The following is a 25,323-nucleotide window of genomic DNA, read 5'->3' as shown; positions in this document are numbered from 1 at the left end:
TCATCACTTCCTTACGAAAATTTGCCCTTGTCGCGACTCAATTCTTGCCGTTCCGCCGCTCCATCAATGTATCGGAAGCCGCGTGCGGCCATCAATGTACAAGAAGGAGAGCATTTCGGCTCTCCTCTGTCTCCTGCTCATCCTTTTTAAAAGGTTTTCTAGATTAATCATTAGTTTTCTATTGTTGAGTTATCAAATACTGAGCATCACGAATCAAGTAGTTTGCTGCTTGGTTTGATATAAGCTTTCCGCTTTGCGCCTGTATCTCGCTAATAAAATCAGACAGATTGTTCGCTTCCAATTTTACTTGCAAGCTATTGGCGATTCCTGCATTATCAATCCATCCGGCATTCGCAAAGCGTGTAACCAATTCCTGCAACGATTTGATATTTGTGGCAGTGTTAAACGCAACTGTTTTAATTACTGTATTTCCTGCCATATCCGTTGCCGTAACGACAAACCGATGTGAGCCAAGCGGCAAAGTATAGAGAGGAATTTTTTCCCCTTGCAGTATTGCGTCCCCGTTCAACGTTACCGTAGTTTTGCCGCTATCAACTCCGGACAAGCTATCGTTGAGAGTAATGTTGGGGGTAATATCCATAGAAGTGCTATAAGTATCGTCCATTAAACCGGAAACAGTAACTGTCGGTGCGGTCGTATCCAAATTAAAGCCAATGGATTTCGCAATCTCCTCATTCCCGGCGTGATCCGTCGAGCGATAGCTGAAGGTATAATTGCTATCTTGATTTAACGTTACCGGACCCGCATACGCTTGCCATGTCGTCCCGCCGTCCAGACTGTATACCGTCGATGTTACGGCGGATAAATCATCCGTTGCGTTTAGAGTCACCGTAACCGGTTGGACGTACCATCCATTCAGTCCATCAGGCTGGGCAGGCATTAATGCCGCTGTGGTGACCGGCGGATTGATATCCCTGGTCACATGTAAAGTGTACGTTTTGGTTGTACCGTCTTGGGCGGTGACTAATACAGTAATGATGTTTTCTCCCTCGACTAATTGAACAGGCTGCGAAGCTTGACCGCTTGACACCGCTGCTCCGTTGACAGTAACCGTTGCATGGCTTTCCGCAGTTACCGGTGTTACCGTAATGCTTTCCACGCTTACCGTTGCGTTATAGCCGGTAATACTTGCAGAGAAATTCGGAGACAGCGTACCCGCACTTAATTCTAAGCCGCTTAATTTCGCATTGTTGCTTAAAGGGTTAATCACGATATTGTCGATATAATACGATTCAGTTCTATTTGAGCTTTCCACGTATAATTTCAAAGCCGAAACATCTGATGTTAAATTATATATCGCCTTCAATTGATACCAATTTGTATCGGAAACCGATTGGACGGCAATGTTCTTAAACGTTGTCGTGCCGTTAGCTACGATCTCAAGAGTCATCTTGATTGAGCTGGGGGTAGCGGGAATATCCGTAAGACGGACATATCCTGAAATTTCATAGGTGGTCCCCTTTACAATCTTTTCCGTTACATCTACGATCGGACCATGCCACGCGCTGGTTCGATTTGTTGTTTTCAAACTGTACAGCCCCGATTGCGCCTGTTCTTGCGTAACCGTCAGGACATTGGCTGAGGATCGTCCGAACCATCCTTGTTTCGTGCCGTCTTCGAAGTCATACTCGGTTTTCAAACGGGACCTGTCCACATAGAGACTATCGCCGAAGCTGAAACCGTCTGCATTGAATAACGGTTGACCATTGGCGCCGCCTTTGAAAACAAGATACATATCATGAATACCGTTCGCGCCATCTGCCGGGTTCGTATCAATCATTGTTGAAACGGTTATCCAGTTATCGGGATCATTCAGCGGCGGCACTGTCATTGTTCCCACAGCCTTACCGTTTACCGGATCGTCAAGTCTTACCTCAATCGTTCCGCCGGCGAGGGATGCTACGTGTGCATTCATGGCTAAAACGCCCTTCTTCACCAGGACACCGTTCACTGTGAGACCATTCGCCGTTCCATCGGCAAAGTTCACGTTACCATATTTAACATAATCGCCATTCTGTACATTAGTTATGAAAGATTTGCCCTCATCGTTTCGGGAAACGGCAAAATCAGCCGACTGGCCGTCATTTTCTTCCGCTTCATAAGTCGAGAACACATCTTTCGGGATATCCAGGTCGGGTAACTCGGAGGACTTCGGAACATAAGTTGTAACACTGGAACCTTTCAGTTCGACCGTAACGGCATTCCCGACAACCTCGACAGCTTCAAGTTTCTTTAAATTTTCGTTTCCAGAAGTCCTATAAGGGACGAGCTCATTAATCCCGTTCGGGAACTGGTTCAGCTGGAATGTGACCTTCTGGTCATTCTCGCTTCGGTTTATGGCCACAATCGCAAAATTCCCTGTAGCCGGATCTTTGAATGCGTCAATCTTAACGTCTTGTGCAGGGTTATGATCCGCACCGATCATAACATACCCCGGCCTTACGAATCGGCTGAAATTTCCAATTGTGTAGAACCTTTTGAATACCCGGTACTATCCGTTGACTTGACCGGAATCGTCGTGCACCAGACGAATGAGATCGGATCCGTCGGACTCGTTGCGCGCCGCAAGCCACCACCAAAAGAATGCGCTTATGCCCGTCGTATTGAACATGTCTGAAATCATGTTGGCTTGAGTCAAACCGTCCTTCATCGTGCCGCCATCATATGAAATAACAACGTTGCCTGTCCCGAATTCCGTCATCCATATCGGTTTCTTCTTTTCAGTTGAAACCGGGAAGGGGGAAATTCCGGCCGATCCGTACGCATGAGCGGCAACAACCCCGATATAATCAACCGTCACCGGGTCATTCAATGCAGGAATAGCGTATGCTTCGCTAAAGTCCAAGGTCTCCGGCATCATAATTTTTGCGGGGACGTTCTTTGCTTTGAAAGTGGGACCCAGATAGTCGCGGATGAAAACGTTTAATTCCTCCGGTGTCCAAATGCAACCCGAATAAGAGGCGGGCCAGTTCGGCTCGTTTGCAACCGAAATATATTTAATATCTATATCAAAATACTTTTTATAACCTAAAACATATTCCGCCAAGTAATCGGCAAAGTCCTGGTAGTGTTCAGGCTTCAGTTTTCCCTGCACTCCGTCGCTAATTCCGTTCACGCTATTATTCGTTTTCATCCAGGCCGGGGGGCTCCAAACGGTACTCATGAATGTCGTAACGCCCCGTTTTTTCGCCTCGTTCATAAACCATATTTGGCCTTTGTCGAAATCCGCCCTCTTCGTTTCCCAGTCGGGGTCATCCCAAACAAAGACGCCCGGTTGGGGCTCGATTGTGGGGGCCGCCACGCCGTCACCGACCAAGTTGCGTATGATGGAAATGCCGATTCCTTTGTCTTTGGAAAAAACCATGTCCAAGATTTGGGTTCTGATTGGCTCTTCCAACTGCATAATGAAATCAGGTCTGCCGAAAGCGCCGGAGCCTCCGAAACCGTCTACTGTTTGACGTACCGCATTCCAATCTATAACACTTGTAGGGATACTTGTAGATGTACTTGTTGGTGTATCTGCATGCACGGCAGTATTTCCTAATGAGACGAAGAACGAACCGGTACATAAGATTAAACATATAATGAGTAGAAAACCTTTTTTAATCATTTGTGTCATCACATCCTCCATTTTTATGTAATCGCTTACATTTTGCATTGCTTTTTTCTAAGTTTCGATGTCCCCTCCTTGCCACGATACAGATTTTTCTAGTACGAGCACATTGTATTATTTATAGCGTTTCAAGTTCCATAGAAAAACTAGAAATTATTTGTAAATTTTAAAGAGGTTATTTCAAGCCATTGCCACCTAGGCAAGCTTATGCTCCCAAAAGTAAAATAACAGCGACAACTTTTAGTTGCAAAAAAAAAGACTCCCGGCGATTCGGAAGTCATCTGCTTAAGTAACGTTCATACGCCGCTTGTTTGACGGGTAATGTTTGTGTAACCGGAAAATATACGGTGTATCCTTCCTCTTTCACTTCAAATAACGGGATAATATGGTTTCATGAAGATTTTGTAGCTAAAAAAGCCTGGGCGATTGCCCAGGCTAATTTCATATATATACATCAAAATGAGTAGTACGTGCATAATGGAGGAAATTCCTCTTGCTTCAGAAACATCAAGGCATCACAGCCATTCAACATTTAATTTCAAGAAAAGGATAACGATCAACTGGATCCACCCGATCAACGACATCCACAAAGGGATGCTTAATAACGTACCCCAGATAAGACCGATCGTAATATTATTGGCATCTTTCATAAGCAATGCCCCCTTAATTGTACACCTGGTAATATCATTATATGAAAGCGCTTTAAAGAATACAACATAATTGTATTAAAATTCTGAAAATTTAGATAATAGGGGAGGGTGCCGTCGAGTGTCAGCAGCGATTGAAGAATGTACGCAACGACGATCCAGGAAAAGAAATGCGGCAAGTAGCTGACGGACTGGCATGGGCGCGACTTGGCCTTCGGTATGCCTTCAACGAATACCGGGCTTGTTGGGCCGTCTTGTGACGCCGGATTCAAGAGGTTCGTCCTGGTCCGGCTCTGAGGAACGATTAGAGAATTTCCGTACACGCACTCTCCCCTTGTCTCAGACCGCCTGATCCTTCGTTCCGATGCTCTCTCCGACTTCACGTTTCGTCTCCACTTGCGCACACTGCTTCCCTCACCACACACATTTTACAAAAGTGCCCAACTCTTTTTTCACACTTCTTGTGTTTCGGCCGCGACCCTTGGCATTTACTGAACGACAGGGATAATGCCCGCAAGAGTGTTAGTATTGGGAACCTAATTTTGTGTTTTGCGTCAACATCGAAAACAATATGGTATGATGTGTGTCAAAAATAAACTTGTTATTATTGCTCCATATGGGAGGGACGAACTCATTGTGGGCGTTGTTTGCTTTAATGTTGGAACGGTTGGGGGTCATCGTCACCGTCGCGTTCGTCGTCACCCGCTTCGGTTTCGCCCGGAAGCTGCTTGAGCGGCGGCGATTGACGGCGGGCGAACGGTTGCGGGTGATCGGCTTCTTCGGATTGTTCGGCATCATCGGCACTTATATGGGCTATGTGGTCGAGGCCGGAGCGCTCAGCTCTGCCGTGTGGGAACGTCCCCTTGCGGAAGGGGAAGCAATCGCCAACTTCAGGGTGATCGGCATCGCAGCCGCGGGGCTGCTTGGCGGCGTCGGCTCCGGCTTGGGGGCCGGCCTTGTCGCCGGTATGCACCGGTTTATGCTCGGCGGTTTCACGGCGCTGGCATGCGGGCTTGCCGCCGTTGTCGCCGGCTTCCTGTCCGGCTTGGTACACCGCAAGCAGGAGGGCAGGCTCGTTTCGGTGGCGGGAGCATTCGGGGTAGGCATCGCCAACGAAACGATCCAGATGGGCATCATTCTTCTGACGGCAAGGCCATTCGACCGGGCGTTCGAGCTCGTCGTGCAGATCGGCATGCCGATGGTATTGGCGAACGGCGTGGGGTGCGCACTCTTCGTGCTCATCATCCGCAACGTGATCAGCGAAGAGGAGAAAAGCGGCGCCGCGCAAGCGCAGAAGGCGCTCCGCATCGCCGGCGTCACCGTGGAGCACTTGTCCAAAGGGCTGACCGTCGAATCGGCGCATGCGACATGCGCGATCCTCATCCGCGAAGCCAACGCCAAAGCGGTGGCGATGACCGACCGGGAACACATCTTGTCCCATGTGGGCATCGCGTCGGACCATCACCGGCCCATGGCGGAAATCCGGACGGACGCCACGAAGCAGGTGTTGAACACCGGAGAGCTGCAAGTGGTCTCCCGAATCGGGTGCAGCACTCCCGGCTGTCCTCTGCAGGCCGCCATCATTTCTCCCCTCAAGCGGAAAGGAGAAACGGTCGGAACCTTAAAGTTTTACTTCTCCTCGGTCAAAGAGATTTCTCATATGGACCTTGAGCTGATCAAAGGCTTAACGACCTTGTTCGGACAGCAATTGGAGATTGCGGAGCTGCAGCATTACCGGCACCTCGCCCGCGAGGCGGAAATCAAAGCTCTCCAAACCCAAATCCAGCCGCATTTCCTGTTCAACGCATTAAATACGGTTGTCTCGATGATCCGCACGAAGCCCGATAAAGCGCGCCTTTTGCTGATTTCATTGTCCCGATATTTCCGCCAAAATTTAGCCGGGACGCTGCATGAGGAGAGCACGCTTCGGGAAGAGATGCAGCATGTGAAAGCGTATTTGTCCATTGAAGAGGCACGCTTTAACGACACGTTGAAGGTGAATTACCATATTGATGAAAAATGCTTGCATGCGTCGATTCCTTCTTTAACCCTTCAGCCGATTGTGGAGAACGGAATGAAGCACGGATTGCGCTCCCTGAATTCCGGGGGAGAGCTGTCGATCTCGGTAGAAAGCCGCGGCGATGAAGGCGTCTTCGTTTGCGTGAAGGACAACGGGATCGGGATACAACCCGAGCGGCACCGCTCGTTGTTATCGGGAGGGCGTCATTCTCCGTCGGAGGACGGGACCGGCATCGGCCTATATAACGTGAATCGAAGGCTTATTATGACGCTGGGGCCGAAGGCCGGACTTCGCATCGAGAGCGAGCCGGGCAGGGGAACCGCCGTATCGTTCGTGATCCCATGGAAAGGAGCAGCGATCTCGAGTGACGTTTAAAATCAGAACCGTAATCGTTGATGACGAACCCTACAGCCGCGAGGAATTGAAGCATTTGCTCGGTTCCTACGAAGAGGTGGAGGTGGTTGCGGAAGCCGGCTCCGCCGAAGAGGGGCTGGAGAAGATCTTGTTTAAAGATCCGGACGTGATCTTCGTCGATATGGAGATGCCGCGCATGTCCGGAACGGAGCTGGTCGAGGCCGTTCATAAGCTGAAGCGGGTGCCGCTCGTCATTTTTGCCACCGCTTACCCGGATTACGCCATTAAAGCGTTCCGGCTTCAGGCTCTCGATTATTTATTAAAGCCCTTCTCTGACGATGAACTTGCCGATACGATGAGCCGCGTCTACAAATCCATGGGTACGGACGTGCCGGCGTTGCGAAAGCCGGCGTCTTCCGAGAAGCTTGCCCGGCTCGCCGTCGAGCATCAGGAAAATATTATTTATCTCTCACCCGACGATATCCTCTATGCCTCGGCCGTCGAGGGAGAAACGGCGGTCGTCACGAAAGAACGCCGGTACATTTCCAAGAGCAGCTTAAAGGATTTGGAGCAGAAGCTGTCGCCGCATCATTTTTTCCGAACGCATAAGAGCTACTTGGTGAATCTTCGTGCCATAAAACAGCTTATTCCTTGGTTTAACGGTGCTTATCAATTGAAGGTGCACGGAGCTGATGAAGATATTCCGGTCAGCCGGAACTATATCAAGGCGCTGCGGGAGCAATTGGAGCTATAATTGTAAGGGCTGTCATCAAGCTGCATGTTACACCCTCGTTTCAACACCATATCCTTGATATCTAACATGTTGGTAGCGTTTTCAACTTTGCGCTGCCGGTTCCTCTTATAATGGAGTCATTAACTGAACTCTAAGGAGGAACCATAGGATGGCCACATTTCTTGTATCGATTGCATTGCTGATCGTCGGATACTTCACCTACAGCAAATTTGTGGAGAAGGTGTTCGGCGTTAAAGAAGAGCGTCAGACCCCGGCTTACGCCTTGAATGACGGCGTGGATTACTTGCCGATGGGCAGTAAGCGGAATTCGCTGATCCAGCTCCTGAATATCGCCGGCGTGGGGCCGATTTTCGGACCGATTATGGGCGCTTTGTACGGACCGGTAGCCTTCCTATGGATCGTGCTCGGAGCGATCTTTGCGGGGGCTGTCCATGACTACTTGACGGGCATGATCTCCATCCGCAACCGGGGCGCTCATCTTCCCGAGCTTGCCGGCAAATTTCTCGGCAGGGCTTTCAAGCATGTCGTCAACGCCTTCGCCCTGCTTCTGCTGGTGCTCGTCGGCACCGTGTTCGTCAGCTCCCCGGCCGCTCTCTTGCATAAGCTGATGAACGGCTGGATGGGACTCGGATTAATCATAGGCTTTATCTTCGTCTATTATATTTTGGCCACGCTGCTTCCCGTCGACAAAATCATCGGCAGATTGTATCCTTACTTCGGTGCGCTGCTGCTCGTCAGCGCTCTAGGCGTCGGCGGCATGATGGTTGTGACGGGAGCGCCGATACCGGAATTGACTTTGGCGAACATGCATCCCGAGGGGGCAGCCGTCTTCCCGCTCTTGTTCCTGACGATTTCCTGCGGCGCCTTGTCCGGCTTTCACGCCACCCAGTCGCCGATTATTTCCAGAACGCTTCAGAATGAAAAGAACGGACGCTCCGTCTTCTATGGCATGATGATCGTGGAAGCCGTTATCGCCATGATCTGGGCAGCAGCCGCCATGAGTTTGTTCAACGGAACGAGCCTGAACGAATTGATTAATGCGGGCGGACCGGCTGCCGTGGTTAGCGAGGTTTCCGTTACGCTGCTCGGAGCCATTGGAGGAACGTTGGCGATTCTAGGCGTTATCGTGCTGCCGATTACTTCAGGCGATACCGCATTCCGCAGCGCGCGAATGATCCTTGCCGATTATTTCCGCATCGGCCAGAAGAAATTGGCCAACCGCTTGTGGATCGCGCTGCCCATGTTCGCCGTCTCCTTCGTCTTGACGAAAATCGATTTCACCTTGCTGTGGAGATACTTCTCCTGGGCTAACCAGTGCACGGCGATGCTCGCTTTGTGGGTCGGAGCCATGTACTTGGCGATGCACCGCAAAACCCATTGGATTGCCAGCATACCCGCCGCTTTTATGACCATGGTAACGGTTACGTATATTGCGAATGCCAAGATCGGCTTCGGTTTGCCCATGGCGATTTCCTACTTGGCCGGAGCCGTTGCCACAACCGTCATCTGCGCTGCGTTCGGCCGCGCCGTATACAAATACACCCATTCGAAAATTCCTTATTACGATGATGAAAGCGCTTCGAATGCAGCATGATGAACGTTGAATAATCCATCCCGGCTCCTGCCTATCAGGAGACCGGGATGGAACGTTTAACAATTCGAAGAATATCATTTGCTTGTTCGACATAGTCCCCCCGTACTTAAACGCCTGAGAAATATCCGCGATTTCATCAACGACTTTTTTGATGCCCCCGCCGATTTATACTTCATTTCAAATTCAACATACAAGCTGCTTTGTATACGATTCGCGATACTCCGAGGTCAGAATAAATTCTGCATTCGGTTATCGGTACAACTTATATAGCGCGTCATATTATATTTTATTTGACATACTATTAAAGCGATTTATCCAAATTTCGCAACTTTTAATAAATATTTGTGGTCACATATTGCCAAAATTTCGAATTATGGTGTATTATTTTTAATATTAGTATGTATTATTTGACAAAGGGGATACAGCCGATGATTCCGAAGCAAGTGTTTTCATTCAGAGAAGGCAACGGCCGCATGAAGCCGCTATTGGGCGGCAAAGGGGCCAATCTTGCGGAGATGGCCCGAATCGGGCTTCCCGTTCCTCCGGGGTTCACGATTACGACAGAGGCTTGTCTGCATTATTTTGAACAAGGAAATTTCATCTCCGATGATTTATCCCGGCAAATTTTCGAAGCGCTGCAGCGGCTGGAGAAGGAAAAAGGCCAGCGGTACGGAGACCCCGCAAGGCCGCTGCTTGTTTCCGTCCGCTCGGGCTCGGTCACGTCGATGCCGGGCATGATGGACACGATCTTGAATCTCGGATTGAACGATGAAACGGTTGAAGGGCTCGCCTCGCTGACGAATAATCCGCGGTTTGCATACGATTGCTACCGCCGTTTGATGCAGATGTTCGGCAATGTCGTTCTGGACATCGATTCCCGCCACTTTGAGCATTTGCTGCATCAATTGAAGAAAGAGCTGGGCGCGAAGCACGATCAAGACATTACGGCCGACGGGTGGATACGGCTTATCTCGGACTATAAACAAGTTTTTATCCTGAAATCGGGCCGCCCCTTCCCGCAAGATGTAACCGAGCAGCTGAAACTGGCGGTAGAAGCCGTATTTAAGTCCTGGCACAATCCGAGAGCGAAAGTATACCGCAAAATTAACAATATTCCGGATTCCCAAGGAACGGCCGTTAATATCCAGAGCATGGTGTTCGGAAATATGGGCGATGATTCCGGAACGGGTGTCGTATTCACAAGAAATCCGTCGACCGGGGAAAATACTTTTTTCGGAGAATATTTGATCAATGCGCAGGGTGAAGACGTGGTAGCAGGCGTTCGAACGCCGCTGACGATCGACGCTCTGAAGACGGATATGCCGGAAATCTACGACCAACTGTTTCAGGCTGCCAAGCGGCTGGAGCGGCATTATAAAGATATGCAGGACATCGAATTTACGGTCGAAGCGAATAAATTATATCTGCTGCAAACCCGCAGCGGCAAGCGGACCGCTCAAGCTTCGTTGAAAATCGCCGTTCAAATGGTGTACGAAGGGCTGCTGTCCAAGCGCGAAGCGTTATTGCGAATCGAGCCCTCCCATCTGGATCAATTGCTGCACAGAGGAATCGAAGAAAGCGCCGTGAACGATTTGCTCGCGACGGGGCTTCCCGCGTCGCCGGGTGCAGCCGTCGGCCAACTCGTCTTTGACGCCGATACGGCGGTACAGTGGACAAACGCGGGTAAAGCGGTTATTTTAGCCCGGCCGGAAACGACGCCGGAAGACATACACGGGGTGCTTTCCGCGGAAGGAGTTTTGACAAGCCGCGGCGGCATGACAAGCCATGCCGCTGTCGTCGCCAGAGGAATGGGCAAGCCGTGCGTATGCGGGTGCGAAGAAATCCTCATTCAAGCTGAAGAAAAGATGATGACAATCGGAAGCCGCGTGCTCGAAGAAGGCGAATGGATTACGCTGGACGGGGCGTCCGGCCGGGTTATCTCTGGCAGCATACCGCTTAGGGAAGCCGAGATGACGGCCGAGCTGCTGGAGATGCTCGAGTGGGCGGACGAGATTCGAACGCTTCGGGTTTATGCGAATGCCGATAATCCTCAAGACGCGAAGATTGCAAGGAAAATGGGGGCGCAAGGAATCGGGCTGTGCCGGACGGAGCATATGTTTTTCTCACCGTCCCGTCTACCGGTCATGCAGCGAATGATTTTGGCCGATACGGCGGAAGAGCGCAGGGAAGCGCTGCAGAAACTGCTTCCCATGCAGCAATCCGACTTTGAAGGCATGTTTCGGGAGATGGATGGGCTGCCGGTGACGATCCGGTTACTGGACCCGCCGCTGCACGAATTTTTGCCGAATATAGCCGAGCTTCAGCAGCGGTTAAACGAACAGGGCATAATGGAAGAGGAACAGTCGGAAATTCGGAAGCTAATCCGAACAGTCCGTTGTTTGCACGAAACGAACCCGATGCTGGGACAAAGGGGATGCAGGCTCGGGATCGTCTATCCGGAAATCTACGATATGCAGATCGAAGCGATCTTCAAAGCGGCTTCCCGCTGCATAAACGAAGGAAGCGCGGTAATGCCCGAAATCATGATTCCGCTTGTCGGCCATGAGAACGAGCTGAAAATATTGCGCAATCTGGTCGACTTTGTTGCGGAGCAAGTGCTCGGCAAAGAGGGGATGCGTACATGTCCTTATAAGGTAGGCACGATGATTGAAGTGCCGAGAGCGGCGCTTACCGCAAAGCAAATTGTCGCGCATGCGGATTTCTTTTCGTTCGGAACGAACGACCTGACCCAATTGACATTCGGTTACAGCCGCGACGACGCCGAAGGGAAATTTTTGACGCACTATACGGATCTGAAAGTGCTGCCTCAAAACCCCTTTCAAGTTCTGGATGAGGATGGCGTCGGTCAATTGATCGAATTGGCCGCAACGGCCGGAAGGTCCGTCAAGCCCGCGTTAAAAACAGGCATATGCGGGGAACATGGCGGGGATAAACAATCGATCGCCTTCTGCCACCGGACCGGATTGGATTATGTCAGCTGCTCCCCGTACCGCATCCCGCTTGCCCGGATCGCAGCGGCACAAGCGTTCATCGAACATGGAAGCGCCGGCGATAAGCGCCAAACCGAGAGCGGCGAGAAAGCATTAGTCGGTTTCGCTATCGAACGCGGATAATTGCATTAATTTCCTTTCAAATTAAATAAAACAATGATCACAAAATGATAAGATTTATCCCATAAAGTAAGGCTATAACCTTTTTTTCTCCTCCTCGATTGAACGGGGAGGTTTTTTTACGGAAAAAGGGAACGTCACAAGATGTCACGAAAAATTATTAAGCGGAGCCCAAAGACCGCGTGGCTCCGCTGGTGTTGTTTTGTATACGTTGTATACGCATACGATCGCAGTGAGCAGCAGCATCATGAGGATTAATTTATGGATAATTTTCATCCGGTTTACAATTCTGAGCATGTTGTCCTCTCCCGTCCTCAGTCGACATCGTAAGCGATGCGCAGATTGTCAATGGAAGGATCGTTTCGTTTGGACGCAAGAAAAACGGCGCCGTTTCCGGCGGAATGCCGGATACGAACGCCGTTTTGCCCGTTTTTATATTCCCAGGACAGCTAGCAGAGTTTCATATCGCCTTCCGGATGACCTTCGTACGGAAGTTATGGACGGTACGTAAACCTGTAACTACCGGACCCCAGAGTCAGACGCACACCGTTTTCTGCCGCCTGCATCCCGTGTAAGCCTTCCGCCTGATTAGCGGGAGCACCGCTCTCCAGCAATCCTTCCGGCTTCGCCTCCGGCAGGACTACTATTCCGCTCGTATTTGCCGGTATAGTGACGCTTATTTCCATCTCTCCATCTTCTGACCGCTTCCAGTAGGAAGCGACGCTGCCGTACATCGTTTCAAGCCGGGCACCCGCCCAATTCAGAACCGGACCCGGCTGCGGTTTTATGTGGACAATTTTGAATCCAGGCTCTGATTCGTCAGGAGCGATCCCGGCGACATAACGATAAAGCCACTCGCCAATTGCGCCGTAAGCGTAATGATTGAAGGAATTCATGTCCGCGCTCCAGAAGCTGCCGTCCTCCTTAATGCCATCCCAATGCTCCCAGATTGTTGTTGCCCCCTTCGTCACCTGATAGAGCCATGACGGGTAATCCGTTTGGAAAAGCAGCCGGTAGGCAAGCTCATTGTTCCCGGTCTCGCTTAGCACGGGATTCAGATACGGCGTTCCAACGAATCCGGTCGTCAGATGATCGCCTGTCTCGGCCAGCAGTTCCGTTAGCTTGCGGACCGCCCGCTCCTTAGCCGCTCCCTTGACTAGACCGAAGCGCAGCGCCAATACTTGCGCGGTTTGGGTGGGTACGGACAGCCGCCCTGAAGGCGTGACGAATTCGCTATGAAACCCATCAACGATTTTGCTATGCAATTCACGGTAATACTCTTCATCTTCCAACCTGTTAAGCGCCTTTGCAGCTTTCAATGTAAGCTCGACCGAATACGCATAAAAGGCGGTGGCGATATAGTCGCGATCCGTAGCTCCGATGTAACTGTCCGGTTTCGAATCGAGCGCCAACCAATCTCCAAAGTGGAAGCCGGTATTCCAAAGGTAAGGATTGCTTCCCTGCTCGTAAATATACGAAACCCACTTCTTCATGCTATCGTATTGCTCCGCAAGCAGCCTTTTATCACCATACATCTCATAGATCGTCCAGGGACAAATCGCGGCCGCGTCTCCCCATGCTGCCGAGGAATGGCTGGTTTCCCCCCAGCCGGAGGAGAACGATTCCGATAAGTTCGGAATATAAAATGGGATGCCGCCTTCCGGCGTTTGATCGGCCTTCAAATCCCGCAACCATTTGGTAAAGAAAGGTGCCGTATTCATTAAATACGAGGCGGTGCGGATAAACATTTGGGCATCGCCGGTCCAGCCCAGCCGTTCGTCCCGCTGCGGACAGTCTGTAGGCACATCCAGGAAATTGCCTTTTTGCCCCCACAGAATATTGTGATGCAGACGGTTCACCAGCGGTTCGGAGCATTCAAATATACCGGTGCGGTCCATATTCGAATGAATGACCATTCCCGTGAAATCCTCCAGCCGTACGGTTTTCGGGAAACCTGCAAGTTTAACATATTGGAACCCTTGGAACGTGAAGTGAGGCTCGAACGTTTCCGCTTCTCCGCCTCTCAGCGTATAGCTTATGCGCTGCTCCGCGCGCCGTAAGTTATCCCTATAGAAGTTCCCGTCCCGATCCAATATTTCCGCATGCTCCAATTCTACCGTCTGCCCGGCTTCACCCTGCACGGTAAATTTCAGCCATCCTACCATGTTCTGTCCCATGTCAAGAACACGGTCGCCCTCCGGAGTTGTCAGTAATGCTCTCGGCTTCAGACGATCGACTTGCATCACGGGGACATTTTCCTGAGCAACAATGATATCCTTGGACCGGTTGATAACCTCAACCTGATACCACCCGGCTTGCGACCGATCGGAAAGGTCACGTTCCAATCGCGCATCATATCGTTCTCCCATATAAATATCCGACATTCGGATTGCACTTTCCCCAGCTTGCCAGCTTTGGCCGGACAGAAGGCACTCCTCAGATCCATCTTCATACCGGATGTGAAGCTCTAACAGCAGAGCTGTCCGAGAGCCGTACATTTCCTTATGGTTCTGCCACCCCAGATAGCCTTTGTACCAGCCGTTGCCGAGCAGAGCGCCCAACACGTTCGTGCCTTCTTGCAGAAGAGCAGTCACATCGTAGGTTTGATACTGCAGCCGCTTGCCATAACTCGTCCATCCCGGAGTAAAATAGTGATCCCCTACGCGCTTGCCGTTCAACTCAAGCTCGTATAATCCAAGAGCGGTTACGTAAATCCTTGCGCTGGAGATCTTATCTTTCACCTCGACAAACGCGCGAAGCTGCGGGCAAGATTCAGAATCGGGAGGGAATTGTTGAAGCGGTGCACTGATCCACTCGGCCTTCCATTGTCTTGCATCCATAAGTCCCGTTTCAAAGAAGGCCGTCTCAGACCAGTCCGACTCCACTCCCGCTCCAATCCACGCCCGAACACGGTAGTAGTAGCGCGTGCGTGCTTCCGGACGAAGCCCAACCAATTCTATATGGATAGACTCCGAAGACTCCACCTTCTTCGAATCCCATAAAACAGTTTGGAAGGAAGGTTGTTCCGCAACCTGGATTCGATAAGCCGACTGGACGCAGTCCCTGCTGTCCGACAGCAGCTGCCAACTGATCCTTGGTACGGTTATATCGATTCCGATCGGATTTTCTTTATACTCGCAGCGGAGCTTTGTCACAGCGAACATAGGGATGGGATGACCTCGCTTTATGGATATATATTCGTTCTTGCCCTATAATTATAGCTGCAATGCCCTTAGATTCACCCGGCAATAAGGACATATTACCCCTGCGTTCATGCCATAAATTCCGGAGGAGGAACTCGATTGAAGCAAGCGGCTCAACTGTTCAAGGGCGAGACTTTTCTGCAAAACAATCTGCATGTACTGGTCAACCGCTACACGGAAGACTTCCTGGTTCCCTTCCACTCGCATGATTTTATCGAGTACTGCTATGTATCCGAGGGAAGCGGCTTTCACCACATCGTGCAAGAAAAGATTCCCGTTCGCAAAGGAATGCTGTTCGTGATACCCGTCGGCATCCCCCATGTGTTTCGCCCGTCTTCGTACGATTCCCTCAGGGATCCGCTGATTGTCTATAACTGCCTGTTCGATGCGCAGATGATGGACCGCCTGTCTCTCTTCTTGCATGATTTGCCTTTGCGAGAGCATCTGGCGTCGCTTGGCGGCAGCGGCTCTACCTACTACTCGGTATTCGACTCCGATGGCTCAATTGAGGGATTAATGCAGAATATGTACCGCGAGTTATCCGTTCCCGGTATAGGTTCCACGACGATGCTGCATACGCTCTTGAGCCAATTGGTTGTCAAAGTATACCGGCAGAAATACGGGGACGTCGACAAATCTATCACTGAAGCCGCTGACTTCTCGCAAGTTATCCAATATATTGAAAATAATATAAGCGAAGCGATTACGCTGACTGACCTGGCTCGAATGTCCCGGTGGAGCAGTCGGCATCTGCAGCGAAAATTCGTTCGGCACACCGGCCAATCCTTCGGTTCCTATCTGCAAAATGTACGCGTGAATAAGAGCTGCGAGCTGCTGCGTAATACCGAGCATAAAATTACGACCGTTGCCGAGCTCGTCGGATACCGCGATATCGACTCGTTCAATGCGGTATTCAAAAAAATCGTCGGTCAATCTCCGATGTCGTATCGCAAGCACTTCAGATCGTGATTCATTTTTGATAAAAAAAGGTTAGACAATTATCATGAATTGCCTAACCAATGACGCACATCTATGTTTATTTGTTGCCGTACTTTTCCATCAATCTGTCGTACTCGGAACTTGTGACCGGCATTACGGTTCCGTGGCGCGGTTTGGGCGGCAAGGAATAATGCTTCGGCATCGTCCATACGCCGGAATCCAAATCCGTCGTTTCCAACGGCAGATACCCTCTTAATCCAAATTCGTCAATAAATAAATACCATTTCTCTTCGGTATTTGACTTGAACACGATCGGTCCTTCGCCCCGGGTCATGAATTTCTCTTCAATGTTTTCATTAATTATGGCAAAGTTCGCATCAAAGAACGAATTCCCCGCTTCCTGAATCACATTGCGGCCTTTTGAAAATCTGTATATTTTGCCCCGATGCTCGATTATGGTCGTATCTATGACGGAGTACCCGTAGTCCATAAATATTTCCGGGGACGTAAAGGTGACGAAATCATTTGTTTTCGCATACAACATGCGATGGTACGATTCCTGTTCTTTGCCAGGAAGCGTAGACGCCCAAAATACGATATATTGTTCCGACGATGTATCGTAAAAAACTTCCGGCGCCCATGCGCACCCTGCATCCGGAGGAGCGATTTCCACCATTCTTTGATCGGACCAATCGATCAAATCCGCGGACTCCCAAACCATGATGGACCTGCTTCCTTTCGTTACGGCGCGGTCCCAGCCTCCGATGCCGTGAACCTTAAGGTCTGTTCCTATCAAGTAGAATTTGTCTCCCCCTGGAGATCTGGTGATGAAAGGATCCCGCAAACCCTTCTCCCCCAAGCGGGAAACAAGTACCGGTTCGCCCCCGTTAAGCTCCTGCCAATGAAGTGCGTCGTTTCCTTTGCTTAAAGCAAAATACACCTCCTCCCCCGAATCTCCCTTATCGGTGAAATAGACGAACAAATATCCGGCGTACTCTTCATGAACTGTCATTATGTATAATCCTCCCGTGTGCGCTCAACCGCTGATGTTATTCGAAAACAAGCAAATATTTGAATCCCGGCTTAGTCGGAAACCGGTGCACGCCGTCATTGTATACGTCTGAGGCGATCGCGTTCTCTCCTTCCAGAATTCGGAACGGATGCCTCGACAGCACAGCGCATTTCTCTCCCTTGTGCGACAAAATCCCGGCTTCAACCGGCCGGCCGCCTTCCCATCTGACGCTTACTTCAAATCCGCCGCGGGCTCGCAAGCCCTTGATGTATCCTTCCGGCCAACGGTCGGGCAGCGCGGGAAGCAGCTCAATATACCCTTGACTACAATAACCTGATCCGGGTGGGATGCGAATATTTCCCTGGTATAATTCACACCGCCGACATTGTATTCCGTGTATGCGACTCCTTCTTCCAAATCGAGGTGCCGCTTGTACCCGTCAGAAATATTCCCGTGTTCAAATTGGAGATACAAGTCGCCCAAGGGCAAGTACGATTACGTGTACGGCCCCATCATTTCTTTGCACAACCGGTCGGCTTCCTCATACTGCTCTTCCATTACAAGCCGGCGCACTTGCGGAAGCACATCCTTCGCGCGGGGGTTGTTCCAATCTTTCGGGAATCCCGACCATAACGTATCCTCGTTCAGTTGGATGCGTTCCTTCTCCACCCCGCCGAAAATCATGGCGCCGAGCCGGCCGTTTCCGACCGGAAGCGCTTCCGTCCAGGCGCCGGCCGGTGTCCGGTATTGCAGCTTCATAGCAGCCCCTCCTTATTTCATTCAATTAGTATAAATCACCGATTTTCCAAGTAAAATAGCATAATATTATCTTGTATATAACGAAATTGCGTTAATATAAAAGAGCAGGGCAAAAAGGCCGCTGCTCTTCCTGTTTGATTAATTGCCACTGCCGGTCGGCTCCGCCTGCATATGTTAGTTTACGGGGCGACTTCAGTAAAAGTCGCGTCGGCGTTAAACGTCGATCCTGACCCGCTTTGGGCATACAAAAGATTATTGAAGTGGCGCAAATATCTGGTCGAATCCGTCCACATTTGGTAGGACGATTTTTGGGGATCCGCCAATCCCGCTACGCGGCGGAAGGTTGCATCATTCGCGAAAGCTGTCGTGCTGTCGTTCGAATCCAGCCATACTTCTCCATTGGTTCGGACACGCAAGTAGCGCCCGGGGAAGTTGACCGACTCGAACGAAACGCTTCTTGTATCGGCCAATCCGGCAACCATCTTGAACTGTGAGTCTTGAACCGGAGAAACATTGGCATCGATCCGTGCACGAAAGTCAAAGTGCCGTACGTAACGGTCCGGAAAGTTATGCGATTGTAAGCGAACGTTAACCGATACCGGTTCGAGCTTCCACTGCTGATTACCGCCAAGAACATACCGCCATTGCTGTATAAGGGCACCATCCGCGGTGGAGACACCGTCCACGTCAGCCGGTTTGTTGCTGTGTACAGGAGTGATGCGGTGATAACCTTCGCCTACAGGGATAAATGCAAATCTCTGATTGTCCCCGCCATGATAGCTCCACAATTGAAATTTGGCTCTATGATCATGAGACGCTTGTGCTACATCCAAAGATCGTCCGCTCTGCACATTCCTAACGCTGTATTGACCGCCGCCAAGATGGGTCACGGTCCAGTGCTGGTTGCTTCCTCCATGATAGGACCATTGATGAACAGCTGCACCGTTTGTTGTCCCGGCAGCATCCATCGCCTTGCCGCTATGGCGCACAATGAAACGGTAAGTGCCGTCCGGAATATTTCCGTCATGAAGCGTTGCGGTTCCGCCGCTGCCGGCCGGCCGAGTATAAAGAAGCGTACCGTATCCGGGTTGGTCGAATGTCGAAGGATGATTATTGTGTGCGTTCGGACCGCCTTCAGGTCTCAACATCTGGGCGCGTGCGGCAATATTGGGCACCGACAGCCCCTTGCGGTTTGCATAGTGGTTGTAAATCATTTCCCAGACCGGTCGCGCATCACCGCGGCCGGAGCTGGAAATCTCTGTATGCCATCGAACGTCGCCGTTTACGCCGGTTCCCCATTCGTAGGTCGAAAACGGTACGTCTCCCCCATTGTTATATTTGGCAACGTATTCGGCTGCGCGCAAGAAACGGTTATTGGCCCACCCATACAAATCGTCGCCTTGATTCCAAGCCATTTCAGCCGTAGCAGCCATTAACCCGATGCCCAGTACCGAATGCGGTTGGTCGCGCCCGGACTCCTGCCACTGTGCGAGCCCGTCGGGGTGCAGGAATGGAATCGCATTATAGATGGAACCGTTCCCGGCACCGTGTTTGAAGTATTCGATTCCGATGTTGTAAATATCCCGGCGGTCAGTAAAAATGCCAATCGCAACCGTAGCCGCCATATTGCACAAATCCCAGTTCGCCCAGTAATTTTGGATGTATGCTCCGTTGTGATCATCGCCGAATTCATTGCCGATCAGGAAGCGCTCGTTAAGAGGCTTGTAAAATACATTCAACAACATGTCCTGCATCTGTGCCACATTGAAACCGGGATAGTCACGCATAATCTCCGACACGTTAGCCAACTGATAGCCGTAAAGTCCGGCAGCCAAATAGCGGTCGGCATTGCCCGTGACCTCTTTAAGTGTGGACGACCAGGCGTTCAGAATGTTAACTGCCGTATCGCCGTGAGCCGTATCGCCGGTAACCTTCCACCTTATGGCATTCTGGAAAGCGCGGGCAACATCGATGTACAACAAGGCTACATTGTCGCCGTCGCCGCCGCGAATGATCGTCTCCGTCGCGCGCGGGGTCCAACCGGAGGCTGAAAGCGGGCTGCTCTTCAACTTTTCAAACCCCGACCAATAAGGCTCCGTGCCCGCCTCAACCATCTGCTTCATGCGGTCGAAATCCGCCTGTGTGTGGAGAATGCCAGGATGTACAAAGGGGCCGGTTGTAGCTGCTTGCCCTTCCCTAACATTCCCTATCATGCTTGCCAGAAAGCATAAAATCATTGAAAACGCTAAGATCTTCTTCATCATAAAATTCATCTCCTTTTTTTGCCCAGTGCTCATACCGGTTTTTCGACGCAGCAATGGCGGTGAACTGTAAGCGCTTTCTGTTGCACCTCCTTTTTGTGTTGCAATGATCATTCGAGCCAAGTTATAGAACGGCCCTACATTTGATTATAGAAATGCTTCATCAGGAAGAAAATAACACAATTTTCCAAACAATAAAATAATGTTACGATTTCGTTATTCCCTCTCAAGCTTATTTTCCTATATAATTGATATAAGTAGCACGAATAATTAATGTGATAGTATAACCAAATTATATGGGAGTGGTTCTTTTGATGTACCGCCAATATATGCTGCCTGCCTTCGACGAATATAACTTTTTTTGTTTTCCGGACTCGGTAGGAAAGTACACCAGGCCGCTTGAACATAATGTCACTCGCGATGCGGGGGTAAGAGATTTCAGCTTGCATTTCGTAATAGGCGGCAAGGGATATCTGGAATTGAACGGGACCGTCTACACCTTAAAACAAGGAGATGTGTTCCTCCACACGCCGTTTCAAAGAATGCGCTATTACACATCGGAAGACGACCGTTGGGAGATTTATTGGGTGCAATTTAACGGAAGCGCCTTGGCGAGCTTTATGCTGGAAAGAGGCTTTCACGAATCGTCCCTCTGGTATATGAAAGAGAACGGGCCGCTCGAGCAAGCGTGGCTGGAACTGCTTGATGAAATTCAAGCGAACAACTTTTTGCGGCCTGCCAAAATTTCCGCCCTGACCTATGCCGTGATCGTTGAATTTATGTGTAATGCGATACCTTTTTCCAATAAAAGGGGCACACACAACGTTGACCGGATCATTCAACTGCTTCCGATGATGCAAAAGAACGCCCACCTTCCTTTTATCCTGGAGGAGTGGGCGGACAAGGCGAAGCTGACACCTAATTACTTCTGCAGCCTGTTTAAAAAAGTAACAAAGATGACGCCGCTCTCTTACATTACGAAATGCCGGATCCAGATGAGCAAACAAATGCTGCTAAGCGATCCGCATATGCAAATCAAGGAGGTCGCAATAAACTCCGGCTATCCCAGCGTAAGCTATTACAACAAAATCTTTATGGAAATGGAAGGTGTCACGCCGGGCGATTTTCGGAAATTGCACTACAATTGAATACCGTTACAAACAAAAAACGGTTAGGCAGGTTTAGTCCCCTGCTCAACCGTTTTCATTACATGGTAAATTACTTCGATGCGTCGTATGCCGTCTGGATAATTTCCAGATAACGATTCAATTGCAATTTCTCAAATCCTCTGACGTATGAGTCCCAATCCGAGCCGAAGTTACTGGTGCCCGTAATGAACTTTATCATGCTTTCTTCAACATACTTGTTGATATTGGTGGCAAGCAAGCCATATTCATCGACAAGATTCGGATCGATGAACAAACCGTCGGGCAGCATTTCTTTCGGCTGGTGTCCGTCATAGAGCTGGGTCGCTTTGAACAATCTGAGCTCGTATCCCGCCGGCGTCATCATATCTTGGTCCACAGCCCAGGATGCGCGGAACTCTTTCGTCTTGACGAAAGGACCGACTTCGCCCCATGAGTTGTTGAGCGCTTTGCTCTCGTCAGGCGTCTTGGGAATCGGCTTGTATTTAGCCTGTTCGCCGTTCAAATCGATATCCCCGGAGCCGCCATTCTCCCAGTTGACCCCTTCTTCCCCGAACGTCATCCGGACCGTACCTTCTTCCGAAGCCATGTAGTCGGCCAGCTTGATCGCGGCGATTTGCTGTTCTTTGCTCGCTTTGTTGGTGATGGCGAAAGCTCCGCCAGGGATTCCGGTGCCGTTCGCTGTATACGAAACGCCATTCGGTCCCGTAAGCGGAGGAATCGGCACATACTGCGTATTGAACGGGTTGCTGGGCGGGTTGAAGACATACGGATGCAAGGCTACCCCGACACCGAGAATAGCGACGTCTTCGCGATTGGCGAGTTGTCTGTAACCGTTAAAGTCTTGCGTGAATGCGCCCGGATCGATCAATCCATCCGCATATAGCGAAGCGATATATTCCAATCCGGCTTTGAACTCGGGTTTGTTGGCGGTAAGCTCAACCTTCCCGTTGTTGACCATCAGGAAACAAGAGCTCGCGCCGCATTCACCGGTGGCTTTGTCGAAAATAAAAGCGTTCATCAACGGAGCGGATACGCGAGCGCCGGTAAATCCGCTCAACGGTACCTCGTCGTTCTGTTTGTTGCCGTTCAAGTCATTGTTTTTGAATGCTCGCAACATTTCCTTGAATTCTTCGGTTGTCTTCGGGATCTCCAGGTTGACCGCTTTCAACCATTCGGAGTTGACCCACATTTTCGATCCGAAGCTGCAGTGGTAACATTCGTTGATGCCCGGCAGCGCGTAGATGTTGCCGTCGGGAGCCGTGACACCCGCTTTGTAGTAAGGGATTTCCTCCATCAGCCTCTTGATGTTGGGTGCATGCTCCTCGATGAGATCGTTCAGCGGAACATATACGCCTTGCTGTCCCAGCTTCATCTGTTCTGCAGGCAAGATATAGTCGGTCCAGTTCAACAGGAACACGTGCGCATAATCCCCGCTGGTCAGGGCAAGCTGCCTCTTGTCCTTAATGACCTCGCCGCCGTTGACCTGGAGGTCCAGTTTGATATTCAGCTTTTCCTCAATCTCTTTGGTAAATTTGTTGTTGGAAAAATCTTGCTCGGGATCGCCGGCCATAAAAATCGTGAGCGGCACGGGTTCTTTGTTCGCTTCTTCGGCCGGTGCGGGATTGTCCGTGTTTCCGGATTCGCTTTCGCTTGCGGAGTTGCTGCCGGAGCATCCGGCAAGCACCGTAACGGCTATAAGCATCATGCTTAGAATCAAGGTCAATGTCTTTTTCATTCTTGAACCTCCCAGTTTGATTTCATGACGGAATTAACTTTCGATCCATAATCGTGAATTGCACCGCTGTTTGCCTGGCTTCACCCCCTTTAAAGAATAAGCGCTATCCCTTAAGCGAGCCGATCATAACCCCTTTCACAAAATGCTTCTGAATAAACGGATACAGAACAAGAACCGGCACGGTAGAGACGACAATGAGAGAATATTTCATCAGTTCAGCGACACCCTGTCTCTTCATCGTTTCCGAAATATTCGTCGGATTTTCGGTTGTTTGAAGCAGCAAGATGTTCCGAAGAACAAGCTGCAACGGATATTTGGCGTTGTCCTTGAGATACAGCAAAGCATCGAAATAGGCGTTCCATTGTCCAACGGCAAAAAACAGCACAAGGACGGCGATAATCGGCTTGGACAACGGCAGCACGACGCGAAACAGAAATCCCATATCGCTGCAGCCGTCGATTTCAGCCGCTTCCGATAATTCTTCGGGAATCGTATTCTGGAAGAAGGTCCTGGCGATGATGATCTGAAAGACGCCGAGCGCGTTCGGGATAATAAGCGCCCAACGGGTATCCATGAGATTCAGGTCCTTTACGACCAGATACAAAGGGATCAGCCCGCCGCTGAACAGCATGGTGAAAGTGAGCAAAAACATGAGCAAATTTCGACCGTAGAAGGTTTTGCGGGACAGCGGATAAGCCATCATCACGGTGACGGTGACGGCAACCAACGTGCCGACCGTCGCGTAAAAAAACGAATTGGCGAACCCGACAAGCACCTGCGAATTTTTAAACACCGTCTCGTATCCGATCAGCGTAAAATCGACCGGGTACAGCCATACCTGGCCGGATATGACGGCAAAAGGATTGCTGAACGAAGCGCTGAGAATGTAAATCAACGGATAAAGCACAACCAGAGAGCACAGCGTAAGGAAGGTATGGATGGCTATGAGCAGCACCCGGTCTCCGCGAGACTCCTTGATTTTGATTGTTCGACTCGTCTGCATGTCTGCGTCTCCCCCTTTACCACAAGCTCGTTTGGCTGACCCTCCGGGCCAGCGCGTTAACGCTGACGAGCAGGATCAGATTGACGACGGAATTGAACAACCCGACTGCCGTCGCGTAACTGATGTTCGAATTGAGCAAACCGACTTTATATACGTAAGTCGCGATCACTTCGGACGTATCCGCGTTCATCGGATTTTGCATCAGGTACACTTTCTCAAAACCGACGGACATAATGCCTCCGACGGCCAAAATCAACAATATAACGATGGTTGGGGCGATCCCGGGAAGATCGATGTGAATGATTTTCCGCCACCTGGACGCGCCGTCCATCTTGGCCGCTTCGTACAGCGTCGGATCGATGCCGGAGAGCGCCGCCAAATAGATGATGGCGTTGAATCCGACGTTCTGCCACACGTCGGACCAGACGTACAGCGATCTGAAATATGACGCCTCGCCCATAAAATTGATTCGGTCAAAGCCGAACTGTACCAAAATATTGTTAACAAGGCCGATTTGCGGCGCGAACAACAGCGCCATCATCGATACGACAATGACCGTCGAGATGAAATGAGGCGCGTAGGTAACCAACTGCACGAACTTTTTGAACATCGCGCTGCGAACCTCATTCATCGCAAGAGCGAAGATGATCGGAATCGGAAACCCGACGAGCAGGCCGTACAAGCTCAAGATGAGTGTATTTTTCAAGATGAGCCAGAAGTAAGGCCCGTTGAAGAAATAATCGAAGTGCCTGAACCCGGCCCACGGGCTCCCCAGGATGCCCTTCACGATGCTGAAGTTTTTAAACGCCACCGTCGCGCCGTACATGGGAACATATTTAAACGTGATGAGCAGCGCTATGGGCACGATAATGAGCAAATAGAACTGCCAGTGTCTTTTTATTTGTTTCAGCACAGATTTTTTTCTCGGCGCAGAGATCTGCAATGTGGAATTCAATCCAGCTTCCCCCTTAGATGACATGTATTTAATACCCCCTCCACTACACCGAAGCTTCGACAGCACCCGCTCTTTTATTGTTGATAACGTTTTCATTTCCCAAAGCATTCGTTTCAGATTGAACACATTCGCTTTGTCATTATATCAATATTACTTTTTAATAGTATTATAATC

General features: G+C 50.3%; 16 protein-coding genes and 1 pseudogene. 6 read left to right on the top strand and 11 right to left on the bottom strand.

Annotation, left to right across the window (positions count from 1 at the left end):
* Positions 1-178 precede the first annotated feature (178 nt).
* The 3 genes from JET16_RS30230 to JET16_RS30645 all read right to left on the bottom strand — a co-directional run bounded on the left by JET16_RS30230 (position 179) and on the right by JET16_RS30645 (position 4,284).
* A complete protein-coding gene (locus JET16_RS30230) occupies positions 179-2,446 on the bottom strand; it encodes a carbohydrate binding domain-containing protein (RefSeq protein ID WP_233531936.1) in 2,268 nt (755 codons plus the stop codon).
* 66 nt (positions 2,447-2,512) lie between these two features.
* Positions 2,513-3,631, bottom strand: a complete 1,119-nt coding sequence (locus JET16_RS30225; RefSeq protein ID WP_233531952.1) for a glycoside hydrolase family 30 protein — start codon at positions 3,629-3,631, stop codon at positions 2,513-2,515.
* A gap of 518 nt (positions 3,632-4,149) precedes the next feature.
* Complete coding sequence (locus JET16_RS30645; RefSeq protein WP_267908727.1) at positions 4,150-4,284, bottom strand: hypothetical protein; 135 nt, start codon at positions 4,282-4,284, stop codon at positions 4,150-4,152.
* Positions 4,285-4,915: 631 nt separating this feature from the next.
* Here JET16_RS30645 and JET16_RS19885 point away from each other — a divergent pair.
* The 4 genes from JET16_RS19885 to ppdK all read left to right on the top strand — a co-directional run bounded on the left by JET16_RS19885 (position 4,916) and on the right by ppdK (position 12,137).
* Positions 4,916-6,676 carry a sensor histidine kinase gene (locus tag JET16_RS19885; protein ID WP_325176729.1) on the top strand — a complete coding sequence of 587 codons (1,761 nt, stop codon included), beginning with the start codon at positions 4,916-4,918 and terminating at the stop codon, positions 6,674-6,676.
* Positions 6,666-7,409, top strand: a complete 744-nt coding sequence (locus JET16_RS30900) for a LytR/AlgR family response regulator transcription factor (protein WP_199619426.1) — start codon at positions 6,666-6,668, stop codon at positions 7,407-7,409. Before JET16_RS19885 ends, JET16_RS30900 begins: the two co-directional genes overlap by 11 nt.
* Before the next feature lie 148 nt (positions 7,410-7,557).
* Positions 7,558-9,003, top strand: coding sequence for a carbon starvation CstA family protein (locus tag JET16_RS19875; RefSeq protein ID WP_199619424.1), 1,446 nt, complete (start codon positions 7,558-7,560; stop codon positions 9,001-9,003).
* A 428-nt stretch (positions 9,004-9,431) separates the two neighbouring features.
* Positions 9,432-12,137 (top strand): pyruvate, phosphate dikinase, encoded by a 2,706-nt coding sequence (gene ppdK, locus JET16_RS19870; protein ID WP_199619422.1) that lies wholly within the window; start codon positions 9,432-9,434, stop codon positions 12,135-12,137.
* Positions 12,138-12,628: 491 nt separating this feature from the next.
* On the opposite strand, the gene JET16_RS19865 is transcribed toward ppdK, so the two are convergent.
* Positions 12,629-15,298 carry a family 78 glycoside hydrolase catalytic domain gene (locus tag JET16_RS19865; protein ID WP_199619420.1) on the bottom strand — a complete coding sequence of 890 codons (2,670 nt, stop codon included), beginning with the start codon at positions 15,296-15,298 and terminating at the stop codon, positions 12,629-12,631.
* Positions 15,299-15,436: 138 nt separating this feature from the next.
* Here JET16_RS19865 and JET16_RS19860 point away from each other — a divergent pair, with 138 nt between their 5' ends.
* The gene (locus JET16_RS19860; RefSeq protein ID WP_199619412.1) at positions 15,437-16,306 is read left to right on the top strand and encodes an AraC family transcriptional regulator; all 870 of its coding nucleotides are present in this window, start codon (positions 15,437-15,439) and stop codon (positions 16,304-16,306) included.
* Positions 16,307-16,373: 67 nt separating this feature from the next.
* Here JET16_RS19860 and JET16_RS19855 read toward each other — a convergent pair whose 3' ends face one another.
* The 4 genes and pseudogenes from JET16_RS19855 to JET16_RS19840 form a co-directional block, all read right to left on the bottom strand.
* The gene (locus JET16_RS19855) at positions 16,374-17,288 is read right to left on the bottom strand and encodes a glycoside hydrolase family 43 protein (protein WP_199619408.1); all 915 of its coding nucleotides are present in this window, start codon (positions 17,286-17,288) and stop codon (positions 16,374-16,376) included.
* 37 nt (positions 17,289-17,325) lie between these two features.
* Positions 17,326-17,556: a glycoside hydrolase family 95-like protein gene (locus JET16_RS19850; protein ID WP_325176737.1), complete on the bottom strand. Its 231-nt coding sequence runs from the start codon at positions 17,554-17,556 to the stop codon at positions 17,326-17,328.
* Between the two features lie 50 nt (positions 17,557-17,606).
* Positions 17,607-18,047, bottom strand: a pseudogene (locus tag JET16_RS19845) (glycoside hydrolase family 95 protein); the annotation flags it as partial.
* A 179-nt stretch (positions 18,048-18,226) separates the two neighbouring features.
* Positions 18,227-20,311, bottom strand: a complete 2,085-nt coding sequence (locus JET16_RS19840) for an RICIN domain-containing protein (RefSeq protein ID WP_199619402.1) — start codon at positions 20,309-20,311, stop codon at positions 18,227-18,229.
* A 311-nt stretch (positions 20,312-20,622) separates the two neighbouring features.
* Here JET16_RS19840 and JET16_RS19835 point away from each other — a divergent pair, with 311 nt between their 5' ends.
* Entirely contained in the window at positions 20,623-21,456 is an 834-nt protein-coding gene (locus tag JET16_RS19835) for an AraC family transcriptional regulator (protein WP_233531935.1), read from the top strand.
* 70 nt (positions 21,457-21,526) lie between these two features.
* Here JET16_RS19835 and JET16_RS19830 read toward each other — a convergent pair whose 3' ends face one another.
* The 3 genes from JET16_RS19830 to JET16_RS19820 form a co-directional block, all read right to left on the bottom strand.
* On the bottom strand, positions 21,527-23,191 hold the full coding sequence (locus tag JET16_RS19830) for an extracellular solute-binding protein (RefSeq protein WP_199619396.1): 1,665 nt from the start codon (positions 23,189-23,191) through the stop codon (positions 21,527-21,529).
* A 103-nt stretch (positions 23,192-23,294) separates the two neighbouring features.
* Entirely contained in the window at positions 23,295-24,194 is a 900-nt protein-coding gene (locus JET16_RS19825; RefSeq protein WP_199619380.1) for a carbohydrate ABC transporter permease, read from the bottom strand.
* 16 nt (positions 24,195-24,210) lie between these two features.
* Complete coding sequence (locus JET16_RS19820; RefSeq protein ID WP_199619378.1) at positions 24,211-25,173, bottom strand: ABC transporter permease; 963 nt, start codon at positions 25,171-25,173, stop codon at positions 24,211-24,213.
* Positions 25,174-25,323: the final 150 nt, after the last annotated feature.

This window comes from Paenibacillus alkalitolerans (assembly GCF_016482785.1).
Taxonomy (GTDB): domain Bacteria; phylum Bacillota; class Bacilli; order Paenibacillales; family YIM-B00363; genus Paenibacillus_AE; species Paenibacillus_AE alkalitolerans.
This window is presented reverse-complemented; position numbering and strand designations above follow the sequence as displayed.